Source organism: Flavobacterium cheniae (genome assembly GCF_004363695.1).
Taxonomy (GTDB): domain Bacteria; phylum Bacteroidota; class Bacteroidia; order Flavobacteriales; family Flavobacteriaceae; genus Flavobacterium; species Flavobacterium cheniae.
The window spans coordinates 92,342-113,307 of record NZ_SNZC01000006.1; the positions used below are offsets into that span (position 1 = coordinate 92,342).

The window sequence follows — 20,966 nt, forward strand, 5'->3', positions numbered from 1 at the left end:
ACAAAACCAATCCAAAATGTCTGAAGACCAAAAACGAGTATTAGAACAACAACTATGGGGAATTGCCAACCTTTTACGTGGCAAAATCAGTGCAGACGACTACCGTGATTACATTCTAGGATTCATTTTTTACAAATACCTTTCCGAAAAACAATATTTATACGCTAACGACTTATTAGAAGGCGAAGAAGTAACCGATTACGCTAAAGTAACCGACAAAGAAACACTTCAAGCTATTGAAGAAGAATCGTTACTGAAACTAGGCTATTTCCTAAAGCCAACCGAACTATTCTCAGTAGTTGCCGCTAAAGGAAACGCCAATACCGAAGTACAAAGCAATTACATCATCGACGATTTAAAAGCCGTTTTAAATCACATTGAGTTGAGTACAATGGGAACCGAAAGCGAAGACGATTTCAATGCGTTGTTCGAAGATTTGGATTTGAATTCCACTAAAATTGGAAGAACGCCCGAAGCTCGAAACACGATTATCGTTCAAATTTTAAATCATTTAGACCAAATCGATTTCAAGCTAAAAGACATTGATTCGGATGTTTTGGGTGATGCTTACGAATACTTAATTGCAAAATTTGCCGCTGGTGCTGGAAAAAGTGCTGGCGAATTCTATACACCACAACAAGTGTCTAAAATTTTAGCACAAATTGTAACTACTGGAAAAACCAAAATCAAATCGGTTTATGATCCTACTTGTGGTTCGGGATCGTTGTTGTTGCGTGTGGCAAAAGAAGTGGAAGTAAGTGAGTTTTACGGACAAGAACAAAACCGTACGACCTACAACTTGGCTCGAATGAACATGATTTTGCACGATGTCCATTTTCGTGAATTTGACATCAAACATGAAGATACGCTAGAACATCCCAAGCATATAGACCTACGTTTTGAAGCGGTGGTAGCCAATCCTCCATTTTCGGCACATTGGAAAGGCGATGCTAGTCCGTTGTTTAGTACCGATGAACGTTTTAGCCAATACGGAAAGTTAGCCCCAAAAACCAAAGCCGATTATGCTTTTTTATTACACATGGTACATCAATTAGCCGATAATGGAATTATGGCAACCGTTGTGCCACATGGTGTTTTGTTTCGTGGTGCTGCCGAAGGTGTTATTCGTGAATATTTGATTAAAGAATTGAATTATTTGGATGCCGTAATTGGTTTACCTGCCAATATTTTCTACGGAACTTCTATCCCAACCTGTATTATGGTATTTAAAAAATGCCGTGAAAAAGACGATAGCATTTTATTTATTGATGCTAGTGGCGATGAAAATTTTGTAAAAGAAGGCAACCAAAATGTATTGCGTCATCAAGATGTAGAAAAAATAATTGCAACTTACCGCAACCGTACTGCAATTGATAAATACAGTTATGTTGCAACGCTTGACGAACTAAAAGAAAACGATTACAACCTGAACATTCCTCGTTATGTATATACGTTTGAAGAAGAAGACAGTATTGACTTAAATCAAGTTGCAACCGAATTAGTGAGCCTTGCAACCGATTTAAAAGCAAATGAAACTACTATTGCTGACTATTGCAATCAACTAAATATTAAAACGCCTTTTTAAGTATGGAAAAATTAGTTCCAAAACTACGTTTTCCTGAGTTTGATGGGAATTGGGAAATAAATCAATTAGGAAAAGTTACAGAGATTAATCCGAAAAACGGAATTTTACCTGATAATTTTATTTACATAGATTTAGAAAGTGTAAATAATGGAATTTTAGAAAAAGAAAATTATATATCAAAAGAAACTGCACCAAGTAGAGCTCAAAGAATATTAAAAAAAGATGATATACTATATCAAACAGTAAGACCTTACCAAAAAAATAATTTATATTTCGACAAAGGAACAGGTAATTATATTGCTTCTACAGGATATGCTCAATTAAGAACAAAAAATAATAGTAAATTTCTATATCAGTTTTTACATACAGATAAATTTGTTTCTAGAGTATTATTACATTGCACAGGAACAAGCTATCCATCAATAAATTCCTCAGATTTATCTGAAATTCAAATTTCATTACCAAAACCAGAAGAACAACAAAAAATCGCCTCCTTTTTAACTTCTGTAGATGAGCGTTTAACGCTTTTAGCCCAACAAAAAGAAAAATTAGAGTTGTACAAAAAAGGCGTTATGCAACAAATTTTCTCTCAAAAACTACGATTCAAAGATGAAAACGGGAATAATTATCCTGATTGGGAAGAGAAGAAATTGGGGGAGATTGGTAAATTTTATGCTGGAGGTGATTTAGATAAATTAAAATATAGCAAATTAAAGAATGATGAATTTGTTTATCCAATTTATGCTAATGGAGCTGGCGAAGGTATTTACGGATATGCAACAACTTATCAATATAAATCTAATAGCGTTACAGTCAGCGGAAGAGGTAATTTAGGATTTGCTAAAGTAAGAGAGCAAAAATTTAATGCAATTGTTAGATTAATAGTAATTGAACCTAATGAGAATATTAAACCTAAATTTTTAGAAGAAATAATTAATCAAACAAAATTTGCTATTGAGAGCACAGGTGTACCACAATTGACAGTTCCTCAAATTAAATCTTATAAAATAAACGTTCCATCTCTTATAGAACAGCAAAAAATTGCTTCATTTTTATCGGCTATCGATGTTCAAATTGAGGGTGTTAGCAAGAAAATAGAGCAAACGAAATTATTTAAAAAAGGGTTGTTGCAGCAAATGTTTGTGTAGGTCATATTCAATTTACACTCATTTTTTTACAAAACCACCGTTTTACACTCATTTTTTGAAACTTACACTTATTTTTTTAATTTTAGCGAATGACATCACAACCTGAACAAATATTAGAAAACAATCTTGTTGCACAATTAGTAAAACTAGGTTACAAAAAAGTCGAAATCAAAGATGAAACCGATTTGTTAGCCAATTTAAAAGTGCAACTGGAAATTCATAATAAAGTCACCTTAACCGATAGCAGTTTTCAGCAAATTTTAAACTACATCAACAAAGGAAACATTTACGAAAGAGCGCAAATCTTACGTGACCGTGTTCCTTATACTGATGAACATGGTGAAACCAAAACTATTGAGTTAATCAATCAAATTCACTGGTGTCAAAATCAATTCCAAGTTACCCAGCAGGTAAGCATGGAAGGAAAATATAAAAACCGTTACGATGTTACTATCTTAATCAACGGTTTGCCCCTAGCCCAAATTGAATTAAAACGAAGAGGATTAGAACTAAAAGAAGCATTTAACCAAATCAACCGCTACGAAAGACATTCGTTTACGGCTGGTTTTGGTTTATTTCAATTTGTGCAATTGTTTGTCATTAGCAACGGTGTAAACACTAAGTATTTTGCTAATGCACCCATAAAAGCACGTTCGTTCAAGCAAACTTTTTATTGGACAGACGTTAATAACAATCTAATTACTCAACTACCCGATTTTACCGATTTATTTTTAGAGCCGTGTCATTTATCCAAAATGATAACCAAGTACATTGTCTTAAATGAATCGTATCGCATGTTGATGGTTTTACGTCCGTACCAATTTTATGCTACCGAAGCCATTGTCGAACGAGTAAAAACAACTACTAAGTTTGGTTACATTTGGCATACAACAGGTTCAGGAAAAACGCTAACATCGTTTAAAACCGCCCAAATCTTAACCAATTTACCCGAAGTTTACAAAGTAGTTTTTGTAGTAGATAGAAAAGATTTGGATTACCAAACCACCAAAGAATTCAACAGTTTTTCCAAAGGTAGCATCGACGGAACCAACAACACCAATACGCTAGTAAATCAATTGGCTGATCAAACTAAATTGATTGTTACCACTATTCAAAAATTAAATACGGCTATTTCAAAAACAAATTATTTAAACCGTATTACTCATTTAAAAGACCAACGCATTGTTTTCATTTTTGATGAATGTCACCGTAGCCAATTTGGAAAAACGCATGACGACATCAAAAACTTCTTTACAGCAAGTCAAATGTTTGGTTTTACTGGAACACCTATTTTTGAAGAAAATGCGGGTTCTAATGAATTTGGTAAACGTACCACTGCAATGCTATTTGAAAAATGTTTGCACAAATATGTAATTACGAATGCCATTAAAGACGAAAACGTTTTAAAATTTTCGATAGAATACATTAGTACATTCAAAAGAAAAGACCAAATTTTAGACATTGAAGTGGAAGCCATTGACGAAGCCGAAGTAATGGAAGCACCGCAACGTTTAAACAACATTGTGGATTACATTATTGCAAATCATGGTCGTAAAACACATAACAAATCATTCACAGGAATGTTTTGTGTTTCAAGTGTCGAAACTTTAATCAAGTACTACCAATTGTTTCATCAAAAAAGACAAGAAGGCTTGCATAATCTAAAGGTTGCAACCATTTTTTCGTATGCAGCAAACGAAGACGATGCCGAAGCTAAAGGGCTTTTTATTGATGATGAATTTTCAGAGGAAAACCCAACAGAATTATTAATTGCAGCCGAACCAAAAACAGCTTACAATTCAAAACATACTAGAGAATATTTAGACGATTTTATTTCGCATTACAATAAAGATTTCAATACAAATTATTCAACAAAAGATAGTATTTCGTTTTACAACTACTACAACGATATTGCCAAACGAGTAAAAAACAAAGACATTGATATTTTGCTTGTCGTAAACATGTTTTTAACTGGATTTGACAGCAAAACATTAAACACACTATACGTAGATAAAAATTTAAAATATCACGGCTTAATTCAAGCGTTTTCGAGAACTAACCGAATTTTAGACGAAGTAAAATCGCAAGGAAATATAGTTTCATTCAGAAATTTAAAAAGAGCTACAGATGATGCCATTCAGTTGTTTTCCAATTTGGATGCCAAAGAAATTATTATCATGGAGCCTTATGAAGACTACATTAAACTATTCAATTTAGCTTATGCCGAATTACTTGAAATTGCTCCTACGGTTGACAGTGTAAATGGTTTTGTTACGGAAGAACAAGAATTGGAATTTGTAACTGCGTTTAGAGAATTAATGCGTTTAAAAAACAAATTAATCACTTTTACCGAATTTAGTTTTGATAATCTACAAATGGAAGAACAAACCTTTGAAGATTACAAAAGCAAGTATTTAGACTTGTATGATAAAACCAAATCGGATGGGAAAAAAGAATTAGTATCCATTTTAGACGATATTGACTTTGAATTGGAACTAATCCACCGTGACGAGGTAAACGTTTCTTATATCATGCGATTATTAACCCAATTGAAAGATGAAACGTCAGAACAGGAACTCGAAAAACAAAAGCAAAAAATTATAGACATTATTGCTGGAGAAAGCCAGTTGAGAAGCAAACGAGAATTAATTGAAAAATTCATCAACAATCACTTACCACAAATTGAAGATAACGACTTGGTTGAAGAAAAATTTGACGAGTATTTAAAAGAAGAAAGAAAAGCTGCTATTGAAGAATTAAGTAACGAAGAAAACTTAAATCAAATAGTTTTAGAGCAAGTTATTGGAAACTATCTCTTCACCAACAAAACACCTTTACGTGATGAAATCATTGCAACCATGCAACAACGACCTTCACTAAAAGAACGTGCTTCAACAACCGAACGAATTACGAATAAAATAATCCACTTTGTAGAAACGTTTATTAGTGGGTTTGCGGGATAATAATTTAACCGCAACTAAAGGTTGCAACCTCTAGTTGCACCAAAATCATATAAGCAGTACGTGAAAGTACGTGAATGGAACGTGAAAACAAATCACGTGGAACGTGAATGGAACGTGAATGGAACGTGAAAACAAATCACGTGGAACGTGAACGGAACGTGAATGGAACGTGAAAACAAATCACGTGGAACGTGAACGGAACGTGAAATAATTTACGTAGTCATAAAACAAATCAAATGGTACATGCAGTTTTGAAAATAAAAATCGTGGTAAAACCTTTTAAAAAAGGAAAAGGAGAATAGTAAACTATACTCCTTTTTCCTAACCAAATCTAACAGTTTTCACTAGTTAGATTACAAATATATTTATTTTAACTTACAGTATGCTAAATTAATTTAAAAACTAGATTATCTAATTCTAAAAATCAACATAATGTGTTTTGATTACAATCAAAAAGAGAGAATATTTCATATTCTCCCCTTTCTTTACCCCGTAATATTATTAAAAAAAATTACTCGTTAAAAATACAGTAAATTTTAATAAAATTCTTACTTATAACTGAATTTTAACACAATGGTTATTTCTTTAATTGGTAATAAAAAAAGCTGTCTAAAAGACAGCTTTATAACTAATTAATCTACTAACACGATTTATTAAGTTAGAACAAATGTTTTAACCTAATAACACTATTTTTAGCTTTATCTTTTATAGAAATGATAAGTGGCTGATTGTTTTTTTGAATTGAGTTTATTGACAACTCGTTTTGATTGTTATTTGTATTTTGATACAATACTCTTCCTAGTACATCATGTATTACAATTTCATTTGATTCAATTCCATTTAAGTTAATGTTGATACCATTTTGATTATTGAATACAATAATTTGATTGTTTGCTACCTCATCATTGTTTGAAAGTGTTTCGTTTGTATAACGAACTACGAATCTGTTATTGATTTCTCCGCTATTAGCAGCTGTAAATGAATACGGTGCATTTTTCAAATTATGAATTACATTTAATTGTAAATCTTCTAAATAAATAATTTGATTACCATTAAACATTCCATCAATAGCAGCAATAGCAATTGTATAGTTTCCTGCGGTAGGAACATTTACTCCAAGGCTTACTCTATCATTTACATCAAATGGTAATGGTCTTCCTTGAATTGTTAATTTATCTTGCTCTACTACTGTATATATTTTTAAGAAAGATGGCATTACACTAGTGATTGCATCAAACAATCTGTCTTTTCCTGGAGTAGCAGATTCTACATATCCAATAAGTGTTCTGTCTGAAATGTTGCTTTGATTGCTAATGTCTAACCAAATACGGTGTTTTTCTAATTCGCTTGAAGTTGCGTTACTAGCAGTTCTGTAAAACTGACTGTTATTATAAGCTCTACTTCTTAATGAATTGTTGAAAGTAATGTTTTGAGTTGTAGCTGCTCCATCGTTCATATTTACTAAAAATCCTTGGCCACCTGCTATATATCCATTAAACCCTGCTGGACCACTTACTGTTCCTAAACCATTGTATGTAATGTAGTCGTTTGGTGTATAGTTGGCTGCAAAAGAACCATAAAATGGATTTGGAATCGCTGATGATAACGGAGTATTATGTGTCCATAATCTTACCGCACCTTCAATATTTGTATTCAGTGTTAAAAAATCTAATACATTAATTGAAGAAGGATAAGGATTTCCTACTAAATTATAATTGTCGTTAAATCTTGTAATGGTAATTCCGTTAGTTCCTGCATAATCAGTACCTATATAGCTTCCTCTAGATATTGCAGGTTGGATTATTCCGTTTCTAGGCTGTCCAACAAAAGTTCTTGAAAAAATATTTCTCATAATATAGCCTACACCTGGTAGCATAGCTGTATTAGCCGCTACGACCCAGTTTCCTTGACCCCCATTTGTATTTGCTATATCAGCATCCCATGTATAAATGTATCCCGAAGGTGTATTTACTCCATTTACTGGTGATGACCAATATACATAGTCGTTTGTATTACCAGTAGTCGTTCTTTGATACGAAATTGAACCCGTATTCGTAGCCCCATCGTTTACTTGAATAAGAGAACCATCGTCTAATACATTAAAAGTACCCGATACCGTAAGGTTATTGTTTACTTGGATGTAGTTGTTAGGACTAACCGTTGCTGTTCTTCCTGGACTTACTGTTAGGTTACCTGTTGCAATTAAGTTGTTTGAAATGTTAGTTGTAAAATTGTTATTTAAAACCACATTATGAAAAACTTCAGTACCAACTGGAGCTACATTATTAATGATTTGATTTGTAGTACCCACAAAATGTACAGTACTGTTTCCTTCTAGGAATTCAGTTTCGGTACGATTGTTTGTCCAATTCCCAAATAAATACAAAGTACCATCAGCTGTAGCAGGATTACTATCCTCCATATCTAAAATACCTGTGCTGTCTAACGTTAGGTTTCCGTTTACTTCTAACACATTATTTGCATTGCCTTCTATGATTAAACTACGGTCGGCAATGTCTATGTTGTTAGCTTCTGCCAGGTTGCTGTAAGTAACTGCTAATGGCGATGCTATATCAATTACTGCATCGCGGATTGCATAAGTGTTGTTTATGTTTACATTTATAGTATTGTTAGGTACTTCAAGCGTTTGCCAGTTTGAACAATCGAACCAATCTGTACTTCTTGTACCTGTCCAAATCCCATCGATGTAAACTCCACCTGTTACTACCGTATACGTTTGTCCTACGTGTGTTCTTAAATAACCTGCACAAGTTAGTCTGTTTGTCCAGTTAGTAGGATTATTTAATCTAGCAATCCAATCTAATTTAGTGGCAGGTGTTGTTGGACCTGTGTATTCTAAAAAGTCTGTTGCTGAACCTGGTAACAAACTAAAACAGTTTAAATTAATAGGTAAACCTGATTGTTGTGTACTGTTTAAAAATGAGTTCCAACCTGTATTGGTATTAAATCCATATACATATTCCCCTCCTGAGTAGGTAGCGTTATGAGTGCCCGCAGGATTTGTCCACGTTCCTCCTTGCATAAAAAAGATTTGATCACCACCTGAGTTCATTACTAAATTACCACCGAAACCTGCTACTTTATTGAAAACCCAAGCTCCATCGGGAGAATTGAATTCAACGAATGGAATTGTATTTAAAAATCTAAATGTAATTACTGTACCAGCAGGAATTGTTCCCCCTGTTCTGGTGAATAAATACACTCCTTCTGTATCTCCCCACTCGTTTGCTGTAGCTCTTTGGAAACCATTATCGGTCATGTAAAAAGAATCTCCATTTAAAATATCTTTAAACGTAATGAATGAAATTTCATCATCACCATCACCATAAACCCCATTTGGCCCTGGAGGGTAGCAGTTAATATTAGAATTTACTGCAATTACAGCAAAATCTCCAGGTGTAAATACTGTACTTGGATTTGTTACACTTCCATTACATACTACATTTTGAGTAGATGCGCCAGTACTTGTTGCGGTAATTGTTTCTCCATTATAGGTGTTTACGGCTAAACCTGCTCTAAGACGCACATAAACTGTAGTTAGAGGCACTACTCCAGCTACTTGCGTTAAAGTTAAAGAAGAACTAAACACCCCACCAGAAGTTAATGAAATTTCATAATTTGTTGGAGCGGTAAGTGTAATATTATTTGTTAAGCTTGTACCGATAACGGTAAAAGATTGTTCTGCAGAAGGACCACTTCCTACTACATATAAAAACCCTGATAAACTTGCAGGAGTAGTTGTGATTGTTGGACTAGCAACGGCTGGATTTACTGTTCCTCCAATTTGCAATCCATAAACACCAACTGCTGATGAAAAAAATCCCCAACCACCAGTAGTCGTTTGACCACTTGCGTAATATCTAAAAGTAACTGTAGTACCTGCTGAAACGTTTTGAAGTGCAGGTATAGCAGACAAGTCTATTTGTGGAAGGACAGCTGGAGTACCAATGGTTACAGTGGGAGAACCAATTAAAGTGAAATTAACACCATCTAAGCTGTATGCAAATTGACAACTTACTCCAGGACTAGCTGCGAATGTTCCAGTACCTGCAAATCTAGCATCAATTGTTGTTAAAGAAAGTGAATTTCCAATAGAAGCAGAAAGTGTAAATTGAAAATAATCGGTATTAGCTGTTGAAATTCCATTGTTTTGAAAACCTACCGTTCTAAACGAATTAGCCCCAGCCGATGGGTTAGCCCCAGCCCCTCTTGTTAATAAATTTGAGGAATCTAGATTTAAATTATAAACCTCTGCTGCAGAAGTTGCTAAAGTATTTTCACCAGTAAAATCCCATGCAGCAATTTGTGCCCAACTAATAAAAGAGCTAAATAGTGTTATAAAAAGTAATTTTAATTTCATGTAATTTGGTATTATTGTTTTGGGGGTATTATCTACAAAACAAAATTAATATTCCTTTAAGTAATTATGTTTTTTAATTGTTTTATCAAATTATTATTAAATCGTTTTAAAAAATTGCCTTTTTAAATACTACTTTTCCATTATTCAATACTATTTTTATTAGTAATGGTTGCTTTTCAGAACTAAAATGTTGGAATTCAAATTCATTTGAATTAATGTCTATTTCAGCTGCTAAAGTTCTTCCTAAAATATCAAAAACTAGTATGTGTTGGATTTCATGAATTGAAGAACTTACAATTAGATTGTTATTTGTGTTGTACACCACAATTGTGTTTTCATCTATGATTTCATTACTTTCTTTTTGGTACACTAATTCGAATCTGTTTTTTACATCACCTACCTCAGAATTAAATTGATAATATCCGTTTGCTAAATTGTGCACTATTCCTGTTACGTTATCTTTTAAATAAATTGTTTGCATGTTCTCAAATAATCCATCTTTTCTATCTATGCTTATTTTGTAGTTTCCTGCCTCGTTTACTTTGATTCCTAAATTTACTTTATCTGAAGTTTCAAATGGTAATGGTCTTGCTTGGATAACATAATCTCCACTTTGCTCAATTGTTGAATACAGGTGTGTCATTGAAGTATCCATTGTTTTGCCATCAAATGCTAAATCAAAACCATAAGTTCCGGCATTTGAATATCCTACTAAAATTTGGTTGAACGAATTAGTTGCACTCTCCAAGTTTAACCAAATTCTGTGTCTTTCAATGTTATCTGTAATCTCTTGATTTCTGAAAAATTGATTGTTAGCCGTTTTTATTCTTTGTCCATTATGGAAAAGTACTTGTTCGTTCTCAGAAGAATACACGTAAAACCCTTGACCTGGTTTGATGGTCCCATCTGGCACTAAACCACCTGCTGCTGCAGCTACACCTCCCATAGTGGTATATGAAGCAAAATTGTTTACAGGATAAACACCGCCTGAAGCTGGAGCTGTATGTGTCCAGAAATACAATGTTTCAATAGTTCTGTTGTTTGCAATGAATTCATTAGCCGTTATGGTTGAAGGATATGGATTACCTAACATATTGTAGCCCGTTTGTAATGCTGCTGCGTACTTTCCGTTATTTGGCACTCCTGTAAACTGACCTGTATACACTGTTGCTGATGTAGCCCAATTATTAGGTGCTCTTATTATGTATCCTTTAGCTGGTTGAAAATTGTTTGTAAGCGGGTCTATAATATTGTAAGCAGTAGCCGTTGTAGTACCTGCTGGGTTATAGGTATAAAATCTATTGTTAAGCGTATTAGGTGAAAATGATTTTAAATTTTGACCTGCAACTGGAGCACTCCAAGATGTATAATCTAATCTTACTAAAGGAGCTGAGTTTTTAATAACTGTTATGTTTCCTGTATTTGCTACCTCATTTATCTGAATTAAATTCGCATTGTTTTGAATTGTTAAGTTAGCTGTACTGTTTACATTAATACCTCTTACAACTGTTAAATTGAATCCAGAAGGGACTAGCATGTTTACCCCTGAAGCAATAGTTAAAGCGCACATTTCTAAGTCGGTTGCTAAGGTGTAATTTGCATTAACTACAGCAGATACTGATTTATTAGGCACACCATTACTCCATGTTGAACCGTTCCATGTAGTGGTTAGGGTACACGTTAACGTATTCCAAGTATCTGGAGCTTGTGGACCACCCCAAATTACTGTTGCTAAATAAGGATTATCAATAAAAGGGTTGCGATTGCCTTGAATACCTTGTAGCACATTATTTCTGTTCATTTCAACCGTAGAAACTGGGTCTTCAATATTCCATTCAAGAAACACATTTGGCATATCGTTTAATGGGCTGTAAGCTCTACTACCTGCACCAATTGTACTTGCTGGAGTTGTAGCACCGTAACGCACGTATAAATACATCATCATTCTAGCTACATCCCCTTTCCATTCATCGCCAGGATACCATGTGGTTGCCCCCATTGAAATTGCATCTCCTTGCCCATCAGTAAATATTTTATTACCTCTGGTGCTATTAAATTGACAATCTGCCGCTCTAAGATGGTGTATGTCGGTACTAACTCCGGGTATACCTGTATCCATAGGAGGATTAGCGAGCGATTGCGGAAATGTATGCTCGCGATTCCAAAACCCAATACAAGACGCTGTACCCATAAGATTTTTAGCTCTTGATCTGTCATTATTAGTTGCAGCATCAAAATCGTTATAACCATACAACATATATAATTCTGTAGTACTTCCGTTTTCTAAATCGGTTTGTTGAATGACATCCCAAGTATCTAGAGATGATGAGGTATACGGCAACATTGTTGTGTGCGTATTTGTAATTAGCGTTGCTAATTGCGTTTTAAGATTTTCACCCGTTTGTGTAAAATTAATTCCAGAGTAATACGCAGGGATTTGCGCATAGAATATGGTAGGTAGTAATAAAAAAAGTAGTTTTTTAATCATAAATTTGGGGAATTTAGTTAAAATCAATATTTCAAATATATCTATTGTTTTAGAATACCACAAACATTATTTGATTTTTATTAGATTATTTTCAACAGAATTGCCGTTTTTAATGCAAAATATTCAGCAAAAGTTATAATTATAACAAAATATAGCAATGTTGTTTATAAACTTATGTTTAAAATCATTTTTAGTACTACAACAGTTACTCATTAAGAAAAATTCACAGGAATTATTTATAAAATCAATTGAATTTGAAAAACATTTTATTTCACTTTTTTATTAAAAATAAAGTTGTATTTTTGGTCTTATAACCGTAAACACTACAGTAAACGATTTTGTCAAAAAACACCTATTTTTCGGGTAAAAAATAAATATTGGGGCAATTCATAACCCTGAGGTCACGGGTTCAACTCCCGTCCTCGCTACGAAAAATAAGTTTTTAAAAATCAACGGATTAGTAAATACTAATCCGTTTTTTTGTGTCTTTAAAATAACTTAAAGTTTAAAATACTTTAAAACAAAGGTTTTACAAGGTCATCTTGTATTGTATTATTTTATTGAATAAAAACTAAATCAAAATAGAGAGTAACGGTTCCTTTTCATTTAAATATTGAAATTGAAAGCCTTTATCTTGCATTTTAGCTTTAACAAAAATAATATCTTCTTCATTTTTCACTTCTAAACCCACAACAACAGGACCAACATCTCTGTTATTTTTTTTAATGAATTGAAAATAAGTAATATCATCTGTATCTCCTAAAACATTGTTTACAAACTCTTTTAATGCACCAGGTCGTTGCGGAAATTGAATCATAAAATAATGCTTTAAACCTTCATAAATTAGCGAACGTTCTTTTATTTCTTCTGTACGTTCAATATCGTTATTGCTTCCACTAACTACACAGACCACAGTTTTACTCTTAATTTCATTCGCTATAAAATCCAAAGAAGCAATAGCTAATGCTCCTGCGGGTTCAACTACCATAGCTTCTTCATTGTACAATTTTAGAATTGTAGAACAAACTTTTCCTTCGGGAACTAAAATCATTCTATCTAAAGTATTTTTACATATAGAAAATGTTTCATTTCCAACTTGTTTCACTGCTGCTCCATCTACGAATTTATCAATACTATCCAATGAAATAGGGCAATTTTGATAAATAGCGTGTTGCATGGAAGGAGCTCCTTCTGGTTCTACCCCAATTATTTTAGTATTGGGGCTTAAGTGTTTGAAAACAGTAGAAACACCTGCTGCCAAACCTCCTCCACCCACTGGAAGTAAAAGATAATCAATTGATGGTACTTTTTCTGAAAGAATTTCTAATCCAACCGTTCCTTGACCTGCAATTACTTCTAAATCATCGAAGGGATGTATAAATTCTAATTGATTTTCGTTTGAAAATTGTTTAGCCGCATGAAAAGCATCATCAAAAGTATCTCCAATCAAAACAATATCAACAAATGATTTTCCGAACAATTGGACTTGCTTTATCTTTTGCTTTGGAGTTGTTTTAGGCATGTAAATTTTGCCCTGAATTTGCAATAATTGGCAAGAGTAAGCTACACCTTGCGCATGATTTCCAGCACTTGCACAAACAATTCCTTTTTCTTTTTGAACCTCATCTAAATGACTAATTTTATTGTAAGCTCCCCTAATTTTATAAGAACGGACTTGTTGTAAATCTTCTCGCTTCAAATATACCGAAGCTTGATATTTTTCAGACAAATTGATACTGAATTGGAGTGGTGTTTTAATTACCACTCCATTCAAATTATCTTGAGCTTTTACTATATTTTCAAATAAGGTCATTAGTTTAATTTTGGTCTTAACTTTCTAACTGCTGCTCCTGCTTGCCATAATTCAGATTCGCGGATTTCAGTTAATTCTACTTCTAATTTTTGACGGTAATCCGTTTTACTTCCTTCAGAAATCACTCGATTCGCTTCTCTTCCTGAAGACACTTCATCATATAAATTTTCAAAAACTGGTGTTGTAGCATCTCTAAACTTACCCTTCCAATCTAAAGCGCCACGTTGAGCGGTTACTGAAGTATTAGCAAACATCCAATCCATTCCGTTTTCTGCTACTAAAGGCATTAAACTTTGGGTTAATTCTTCCACAGTTTCATTAAATGCTTCTGATGGCGAATGTCCGTTTTTACGTAATACATTATATTGTGCTTCGAACAAACCCGCTAAAGCACCCATTAAAATTCCTCGTTCTCCGGTTAAATCAGAATACACTTCTTTTTGAAAATCTGTTTCGAATAAATAACCAGAACCGACTCCAATTCCCAATGCGATGGCTTTATCTTTTGCTCTACCTGTGGCATCTTGAAAAACAGCGATACTAGAATTAATTCCTTCGCCTTTTAAAAACAATCTTCTTAAAGAAGTTCCAGAACCTTTTGGTGCGACTAAAATTACATCAACATCTGATGGTGGCACAATTCCTGTTTTCTCATTAAATGTTATTCCGAAACCATGTGAAAAATATAGTGTTTTACCCGCAGTCAAGTATTTTTTAACCGTATTCCAAGCTTCAATTTGACCAGCATCTGAAAGCAAATACTGAATGATTGTAGCATTATCGCAAGCTTCATCAATATCAAATAAAGTTTCTCCTTCAATCCAACCATCTGCAATCGCTTTTTCCCAGCTTTTTCCACCTTTACGTTGACCAACTATTACATTAAATCCGTTATCTCTTAAATTTAAAGATTGTCCAGGACCTTGAACGCCATAACCAATTACAGCAATTACTTCATGTTTTAATGTGTCTTGTGCTTTTTCTAATGGGAATTCGTCTCTAGTGATGACTGTTTCATTAACTCCTCCAAAATTTATTGTTGCCATATTTTTTCTTTTTAAATTTTAATTTACATTTGAAATACTTGATCCTTTTTATCTAAAAATTCGTTGTTTATTGTTTGTAAAGCTGGATTTTTTAGTTCCATTTCTACTACTTTTTTATGAATACCTTCGCTTGCGTTAATAATGGCTATTCGGGAACTTCTAACGAATTCTATTAAACCAAACTTGTCTAGCTTTTTCAATAACTTATTGATTTCTTCTCCCTGACCTGTGGCTTCAAAAACGGTATAATCATTTCGAATAACAACCGCTTTTGCACCATATTCTCTAAGCAAACGCTCTACTTTAACTTCTTTAATGATAACTTCAGTAGGTACTTTATACAATGCCATTTGTTGCCAAACAATCTCATCATTTGTATTGCAATAGACCTTGAAAACATCTACAATCTTTTCAATTTGCTTTACCAAATTCTTCACGACAGCTTCTGCTTCAACAACTACAATAGTGAATCTATAAATATTAGGCACTTCACTTGGTGAGGTATTGAAACTTTCTAAACTTATTTTCCTTCTCGAAAACATGATGGCTATTTTGTTAATCAAACCCACATGATTTTCGGTATATATGGTTAAGGTGAATTCTTTTTTCATCTTCTTACATTTAAATATCTTCTTTACACAATACAATTTCCGAAACCCCTTTTCCTTGTGGCACCATTGGAAACACGTTGTCTTCCATACGAACCGCTACTTCAAGTAAATACGATTCTGGATACGTTAACATTTCTTCAAGAGCTGATTCTAAATCTTCTCGTAAGGCTACTTTATTTCCTTTGATTCCATATCCTTTTGCAACTTGTACAAAATCGGGACTTTGGATATCAGTAAAGGAATATCGTTTTTCATGAAATAATTCTTGCCATTGACGCACCATTCCTAAAAAACTATTATTTAAAATCAGAATCTTTACATTAGGTTTGAACTGCATAATGGTTCCCAATTCTTGAATATTCATTTGCGCACCACCATCGCCCATGACTGCAATAACAGTTCGTTCTGGTGCTCCATATTTTGCACCAATAGCCGCTGGTAAAGCAAACCCCATAGTTCCTAAACCACCACTAGTGATATTACTTCTGGTTTTGTTTTGATGTGAATAGCGACACGTTATCATTTGGTGTTGGCCTACATCAGTTACCATTACAGCTTCTCCGTTTGTTAATTCATTTACAAGTTGGATTACTTCACCCATTGTTATTTCACCTTCTTCAGGAAATAATTCTGGTTCAATTAGTTTTTCAGTTTCAATGGCTATAGCTTGATGAAATTTGGATATCCATTCTTGATGTGATTTTTGTTCTACTCTTTCCGTCAACAAAGGCAAAGTCTCTTTACAATTTCCCCAAACTGGAACGTTTACTAACACATTTTTATCAATTTCGGCTGGATCAATATCCAAATGAATAATTTTTGCTTGTTTCGCATATTTGTCCAAACGACCTGTCACCCTATCATCGAAACGCATTCCAATGGCAATTAAAACATCGCATTCATTAGTAAAAAGATTAGGTGCATAATTTCCATGCATACCTAACATACCTACTGCTAAGGGATGATTCGTTGGAATAGCACTCATCCCCATAATCGTCCATGCTGAAGGGATTCCTGCTTTCTCTATAAATTGTAAAAACTCCTTTTCTGCATTTCCTAAAATTACGCCTTGACCAAAAATTATAAACGGTTTTTTAGCTTGGTTGATTAGTTCGGCTGCTTGTTCTACATATGAAATTCGGATATCAGGTTGTGGTTTATAACTTCTGATGAAGTCGCACTTTTTATAACCTTCATAATCAAATAATTGCAATTGCGCATTTTTGGTGATATCAATTAAAACCGGACCAGGTCGGCCACTTTTTGCAATATAAAAAGCCTTTGCTAAAACTGATGGAATTTCTGAAGCATCTGTAATTTGATAATTCCATTTCGTCACTGGCGATGTTATGTTTACGATATCTGTTTCTTGAAAAGCATCAGTTCCTAACAAATGCGCAAAAACTTGTCCCGTGATACAAACCAATGGTGTAGAATCTATCATAGCATCAGCTAAACCTGTAACTAAATTAGTTGCACCTGGACCGCTTGTTGCAAATACAACTCCGGTTGCACCACTCACTCTCGCAAATCCTTGAGCGGCATGAGTAGCGCCTTGTTCATGACGCACTAAAATGTGATTAATTTGTTGTTTATAATCAAACAAAGCATCATAAATTGGCATAATGGCGCCACCTGGATATCCAAAAATAGTGGTAACATTTTCCGCTAATAAGGCTTCTATAACAGCAACACTTCCTGAAACTAATGTCTCAGATTTCTGTTTTTCTGTTTCTTTTATTTCTAATGTATTCATCTTCTAAAATTCATCGGTTACACAACCATTTGAAGCATCGGTTACTAACTTTGCATATTTCAATAAAACACCGTTTGTAACTTTTAATTTGGGCTGTATCCATTTACTTTTTCTAACTGCTAATTCGTAATCACTTAGATGTAAGTGAATGGTGTTGTCAACAGCATTTATCTCGATTATATCCTCATCTTCAACTAAGCCGATAGTTCCTCCATCAAAAGCTTCAGGCGAAATGTGTCCCACTACAAAACCATGAGTTCCTCCACTGAAACGACCGTCGGTAATTAATGCTACACTTTTTCCTAAACCTGCACCAATTAAAGCAGATGTAGGTTTTAACATTTCTGGCATTCCTGGCCCGCCTTTTGGTCCGACATAGCGAATAACCACGACATCACCTGCTTTTATTTTTTTATCTTCAATACCTTTGATTAATTCTTTTTCGCCATCAAAAACTCGAGCTGGACCTTTGAAAAATTCACCTTCTTTCCCAGTAATTTTAGCAACAGAACCTTTAGGCGCAAGATTTCCATATAAGATTTGAATATGGCCTGTTGGTTTTATAGGAGTTTCAATAGGTTTTATAATATTCTGAGTTTCGAAATCGATATCTGGAACCTCTTGTAAATTTTCTCGAATTGTTTTTGATGTTACGGTTAAACAATCTCCATGCAACATTCCTTTGCTTAATAGATATTTTAAAACCATTGGAACGCCGCCTTTTTCGTGAAGGTTTTGCATTAAATAATTTCCACCTGGTTTAAAATCTGCAATCAAAGGTGTTTTGTTGCTAATTCTTTGAAAATCGTCTTGAGTAATAGTTACTCCAACACTTCTAGCCATAGCAATCATGTGTAAAACGGCATTTGTACTTCCGCCAAGAGCAATTAAAACAGTCAATGCATTTTCAAACGCTTCGAAAGTCATGATGTCTTTAGGACATATATTTTGCTCCAAAAGTTGCTTCATATAAAACGAAACTGATTCACATTCTTGAATCTTCTCGGCGCTTATCGCTGGATTAGAACTTGAATAAGGCAAACTCATTCCTAAGGCTTCAATCGCAATAGCCATTGTATTTGCCGTATACATTCCGCCACAAGCACCCGCACCTGGACAAGCATTTTTGATGATATTCTTATATTCGTCTTCCGAAATTTTACCGGCAATTTTTTCACCTAATGCCTCAAAAGCAGACACAATATTCAAATCTTTTCCTTGGTATTTCCCTGGCGCGATAGTTCCTCCATAGACCATTATGGAAGGGCGATTTAATCTTCCCATAGCAATGATACTTCCTGGCATATTTTTATCGCAACCTGGTATCGCTATAACTCCGTCGTAATAATGTCCTGAAACAACACTTTCGATACTATCCGCTATAATCTCTCTGCTAACTAATGAATATCGCATACCATCAGTTCCGTTTGTAATACCGTCACTAATTCCAATGGTGTTGAAAATTAAACCCACCATTTCATTTTTGTTGACTTCCTTTTTAATCAAAGAAGCCAAATGATTCAAGTGCATATTACAAGTATTTCCATCGTATCCCATTGAGGCAATACCTACGAAAGGCTGACTCAATTCTTTTTCTGTTAATCCAATACCATACAACATCGCTTGAGCTGCAGGTTGGGTAGGATCTTGAGTGATTGTTTTACTATGTTGATTTAATTCCATTACAAGTACACGTTTTGATATTCATTATGAGCGACTCTTCTTTTATATTTTTTCTGAATTACAGCTCCTATTGAATCTTCCCAATCCAAAGGAAATTTGTATTCATTTACTGATTCTATTCCAATAACTTCAGCAGCTGTTCCACAGAAAAAGGCACTATCCGCTGTAAAAATCTCATCAGGCGTGAAATATTTTTCTTCGATTTCGTAACCTAATTCTTTTCCTATTTCTAAAACCGTTTGACGCGTTATTCCTGCTAAGATATTTCCTAATGGAGCTGTAAATAATTTTCCGTCTTTTTCAATAAAGAAATTGGCGCCAGGACCTTCTGCAACATATCCATTCATATCTGTAAGTAAAGCTTCGTCGTAACCTTTAGATTTGGCTTCTGTTGTAGCTAAAATACTGTTGGTATAATGACCTACTACTTTTGCTTCAACAAAGCATGATTTTGGATTTGGTCGTTGGAAAGAAGACAGCATAACTCGCAATAGTTTATCGCCTAGATATTTCCCCCACTCCCATGCCATAATTACCACATGAACTTCATCAGTTGGAGTTAATGACATATTATCTCCTAAATAAACTAATGGACGTATATAGGCATCTTTTAATCCATTTAATTCCAAAAGTTTATAGCTAATAAGTTCTAATTCTTTTACTGAATATTGTAAATTAATATGCATAACTTCAGCCGAATAATGCAATCTTTCATAGTGTTCCTTTGCTTTGAAAATTCGGACACCATCTGGAGTATCGTAGGCTCTAATACCTTCAAATACGCCATTACCATAATGCATTGTTTGATTGTAAATACTTACTGGGGCATCTTTTACTTTTACAAATTGCCCATTTAAAAAAATGGTGGTGTTTTCGTTGTAATACATAATTTTTAAAATTTTTAAATAAAAAAAGCCTTTCCCTAAAAACGGAAAAGGCTTATAATAATCAAACCAATCCGTCTATATAACACGAATATTTTTTATAATAATAATTGCAATATTTATATTTTTCATTTGTTAACTACACTTAATAATTAGAACTAAAAGTCCAATCGAAATAATGGTATTTATTACGATTACGATTTTGTTCCATATATTAGGACTTGTTTTCATTTATCTTATTAATGAGAAATGCGCTTTAAACTGTTTAGCGACTCCATTTTCCATGTAATCTAATGAGAACCAGTAATCGGTTGCTGGAAGTAATTCTTGATTATATGTTCCATCCCAACCCTCGCTATCGTCTGTAGCGCTTAGTTGTTTTACTAATTTACCATAGCGGTCAAAAATGTATAACTTAGCTCCTGGTTGGTTTAATCCTCTGATATTCCATATATCATTGATACCATCTCCATTCGGTGTGAAGTAATTTGGATAGTCGATTATGGTTACTATTTGTGTCATAAATGTACATCCTTCTGTATCAACAACAGTTACTAAATGTTCCCCAGCACTTACTCCTGTAAACACATTAGAAGACTGCAGTGGAC

12 protein-coding genes are annotated in these 20,966 nt (G+C 33.9%); 3 read left to right on the top strand and 9 right to left on the bottom strand.

The window, feature by feature from the left end; genetic code table 11:
- Positions 1-16: 16 nt before the first annotated feature.
- From C8D80_RS12405 to C8D80_RS12415, 3 genes are all read left to right on the top strand, one after another.
- Positions 17-1,585 (top strand): type I restriction-modification system subunit M, encoded by a 1,569-nt coding sequence (locus C8D80_RS12405; protein ID WP_133610876.1) that lies wholly within the window; start codon positions 17-19, stop codon positions 1,583-1,585.
- 2 nt (positions 1,586-1,587) lie between these two features.
- The gene (locus C8D80_RS12410; protein ID WP_133610878.1) at positions 1,588-2,733 is read left to right on the top strand and encodes a restriction endonuclease subunit S; all 1,146 of its coding nucleotides are present in this window, start codon (positions 1,588-1,590) and stop codon (positions 2,731-2,733) included.
- Between the two features lie 89 nt (positions 2,734-2,822).
- Complete coding sequence (locus tag C8D80_RS12415; protein ID WP_133610880.1) at positions 2,823-5,696, top strand: type I restriction endonuclease subunit R; 2,874 nt, start codon at positions 2,823-2,825, stop codon at positions 5,694-5,696.
- Between the two features lie 658 nt (positions 5,697-6,354).
- Here C8D80_RS12415 and C8D80_RS12420 read toward each other — a convergent pair.
- The 9 genes from C8D80_RS12420 to C8D80_RS12460 all read right to left on the bottom strand — a co-directional run.
- Entirely contained in the window at positions 6,355-10,077 is a 3,723-nt protein-coding gene (locus C8D80_RS12420; RefSeq protein WP_133610882.1) for a hypothetical protein, read from the bottom strand.
- A 106-nt stretch (positions 10,078-10,183) separates the two neighbouring features.
- A complete protein-coding gene (locus tag C8D80_RS12425) occupies positions 10,184-12,565 on the bottom strand; it encodes an endonuclease (RefSeq protein ID WP_133610884.1) in 2,382 nt (793 codons plus the stop codon).
- A 571-nt stretch (positions 12,566-13,136) separates the two neighbouring features.
- Positions 13,137-14,378, bottom strand: coding sequence for a threonine ammonia-lyase IlvA (gene ilvA / locus C8D80_RS12430; RefSeq protein ID WP_133610886.1), 1,242 nt, complete (start codon positions 14,376-14,378; stop codon positions 13,137-13,139).
- Positions 14,378-15,424: a ketol-acid reductoisomerase gene (gene ilvC, locus C8D80_RS12435; protein WP_133610888.1), complete on the bottom strand. Its 1,047-nt coding sequence runs from the start codon at positions 15,422-15,424 to the stop codon at positions 14,378-14,380. Before ilvC ends, ilvA begins: the two co-directional genes overlap by 1 nt.
- Positions 15,425-15,447: 23 nt before the next feature.
- Positions 15,448-16,035, bottom strand: a complete 588-nt coding sequence (gene ilvN / locus C8D80_RS12440; RefSeq protein ID WP_133610890.1) for an acetolactate synthase small subunit — start codon at positions 16,033-16,035, stop codon at positions 15,448-15,450.
- Between the two features lie 10 nt (positions 16,036-16,045).
- The gene (gene ilvB / locus C8D80_RS12445) at positions 16,046-17,791 is read right to left on the bottom strand and encodes a biosynthetic-type acetolactate synthase large subunit (protein ID WP_133610892.1); all 1,746 of its coding nucleotides are present in this window, start codon (positions 17,789-17,791) and stop codon (positions 16,046-16,048) included.
- Between the two features lie 3 nt (positions 17,792-17,794).
- Positions 17,795-19,474 carry a dihydroxy-acid dehydratase gene (gene ilvD / locus C8D80_RS12450; RefSeq protein WP_133610895.1) on the bottom strand — a complete coding sequence of 560 codons (1,680 nt, stop codon included), beginning with the start codon at positions 19,472-19,474 and terminating at the stop codon, positions 17,795-17,797.
- Positions 19,474-20,361 (bottom strand): branched-chain amino acid transaminase, encoded by an 888-nt coding sequence (locus tag C8D80_RS12455; protein ID WP_133610897.1) that lies wholly within the window; start codon positions 20,359-20,361, stop codon positions 19,474-19,476. Before C8D80_RS12455 ends, ilvD begins: the two co-directional genes overlap by 1 nt.
- Positions 20,362-20,589: 228 nt before the next feature.
- Positions 20,590-20,966: T9SS type B sorting domain-containing protein (locus C8D80_RS12460; RefSeq protein WP_133610899.1), on the bottom strand; the 377-nt coding region annotated here is incomplete at its 5' end.

Bases quoted from the DNA above. Each gene is read 5' to 3' on its own strand.
- C8D80_RS12405 (WP_133610876.1), top strand. From the start codon at position 17: ATGTCTGAAGACCAAAAACGAGTATTAGAACAACAACTATGGGGAATT.
- C8D80_RS12410 (WP_133610878.1), top strand. From the start codon at position 1,588: ATGGAAAAATTAGTTCCAAAACTACGTTTTCCTGAGTTTGATGGGAAT.
- C8D80_RS12415 (WP_133610880.1), top strand. From the start codon at position 2,823: ATGACATCACAACCTGAACAAATATTAGAAAACAATCTTGTTGCACAA.
- C8D80_RS12420 (WP_133610882.1), bottom strand. From the start codon at position 10,077: ATGAAATTAAAATTACTTTTTATAACACTATTTAGCTCTTTTATTAGT.
- C8D80_RS12425 (WP_133610884.1), bottom strand. From the start codon at position 12,565: ATGATTAAAAAACTACTTTTTTTATTACTACCTACCATATTCTATGCG.
- ilvA (WP_133610886.1), bottom strand. From the start codon at position 14,378: ATGACCTTATTTGAAAATATAGTAAAAGCTCAAGATAATTTGAATGGA.
- ilvC (WP_133610888.1), bottom strand. From the start codon at position 15,424: ATGGCAACAATAAATTTTGGAGGAGTTAATGAAACAGTCATCACTAGA.
- ilvN (WP_133610890.1), bottom strand. From the start codon at position 16,035: ATGAAAAAAGAATTCACCTTAACCATATATACCGAAAATCATGTGGGT.
- ilvB (WP_133610892.1), bottom strand. From the start codon at position 17,791: ATGAATACATTAGAAATAAAAGAAACAGAAAAACAGAAATCTGAGACA.
- ilvD (WP_133610895.1), bottom strand. From the start codon at position 19,474: ATGGAATTAAATCAACATAGTAAAACAATCACTCAAGATCCTACCCAA.
- C8D80_RS12455 (WP_133610897.1), bottom strand. From the start codon at position 20,361: ATGTATTACAACGAAAACACCACCATTTTTTTAAATGGGCAATTTGTA.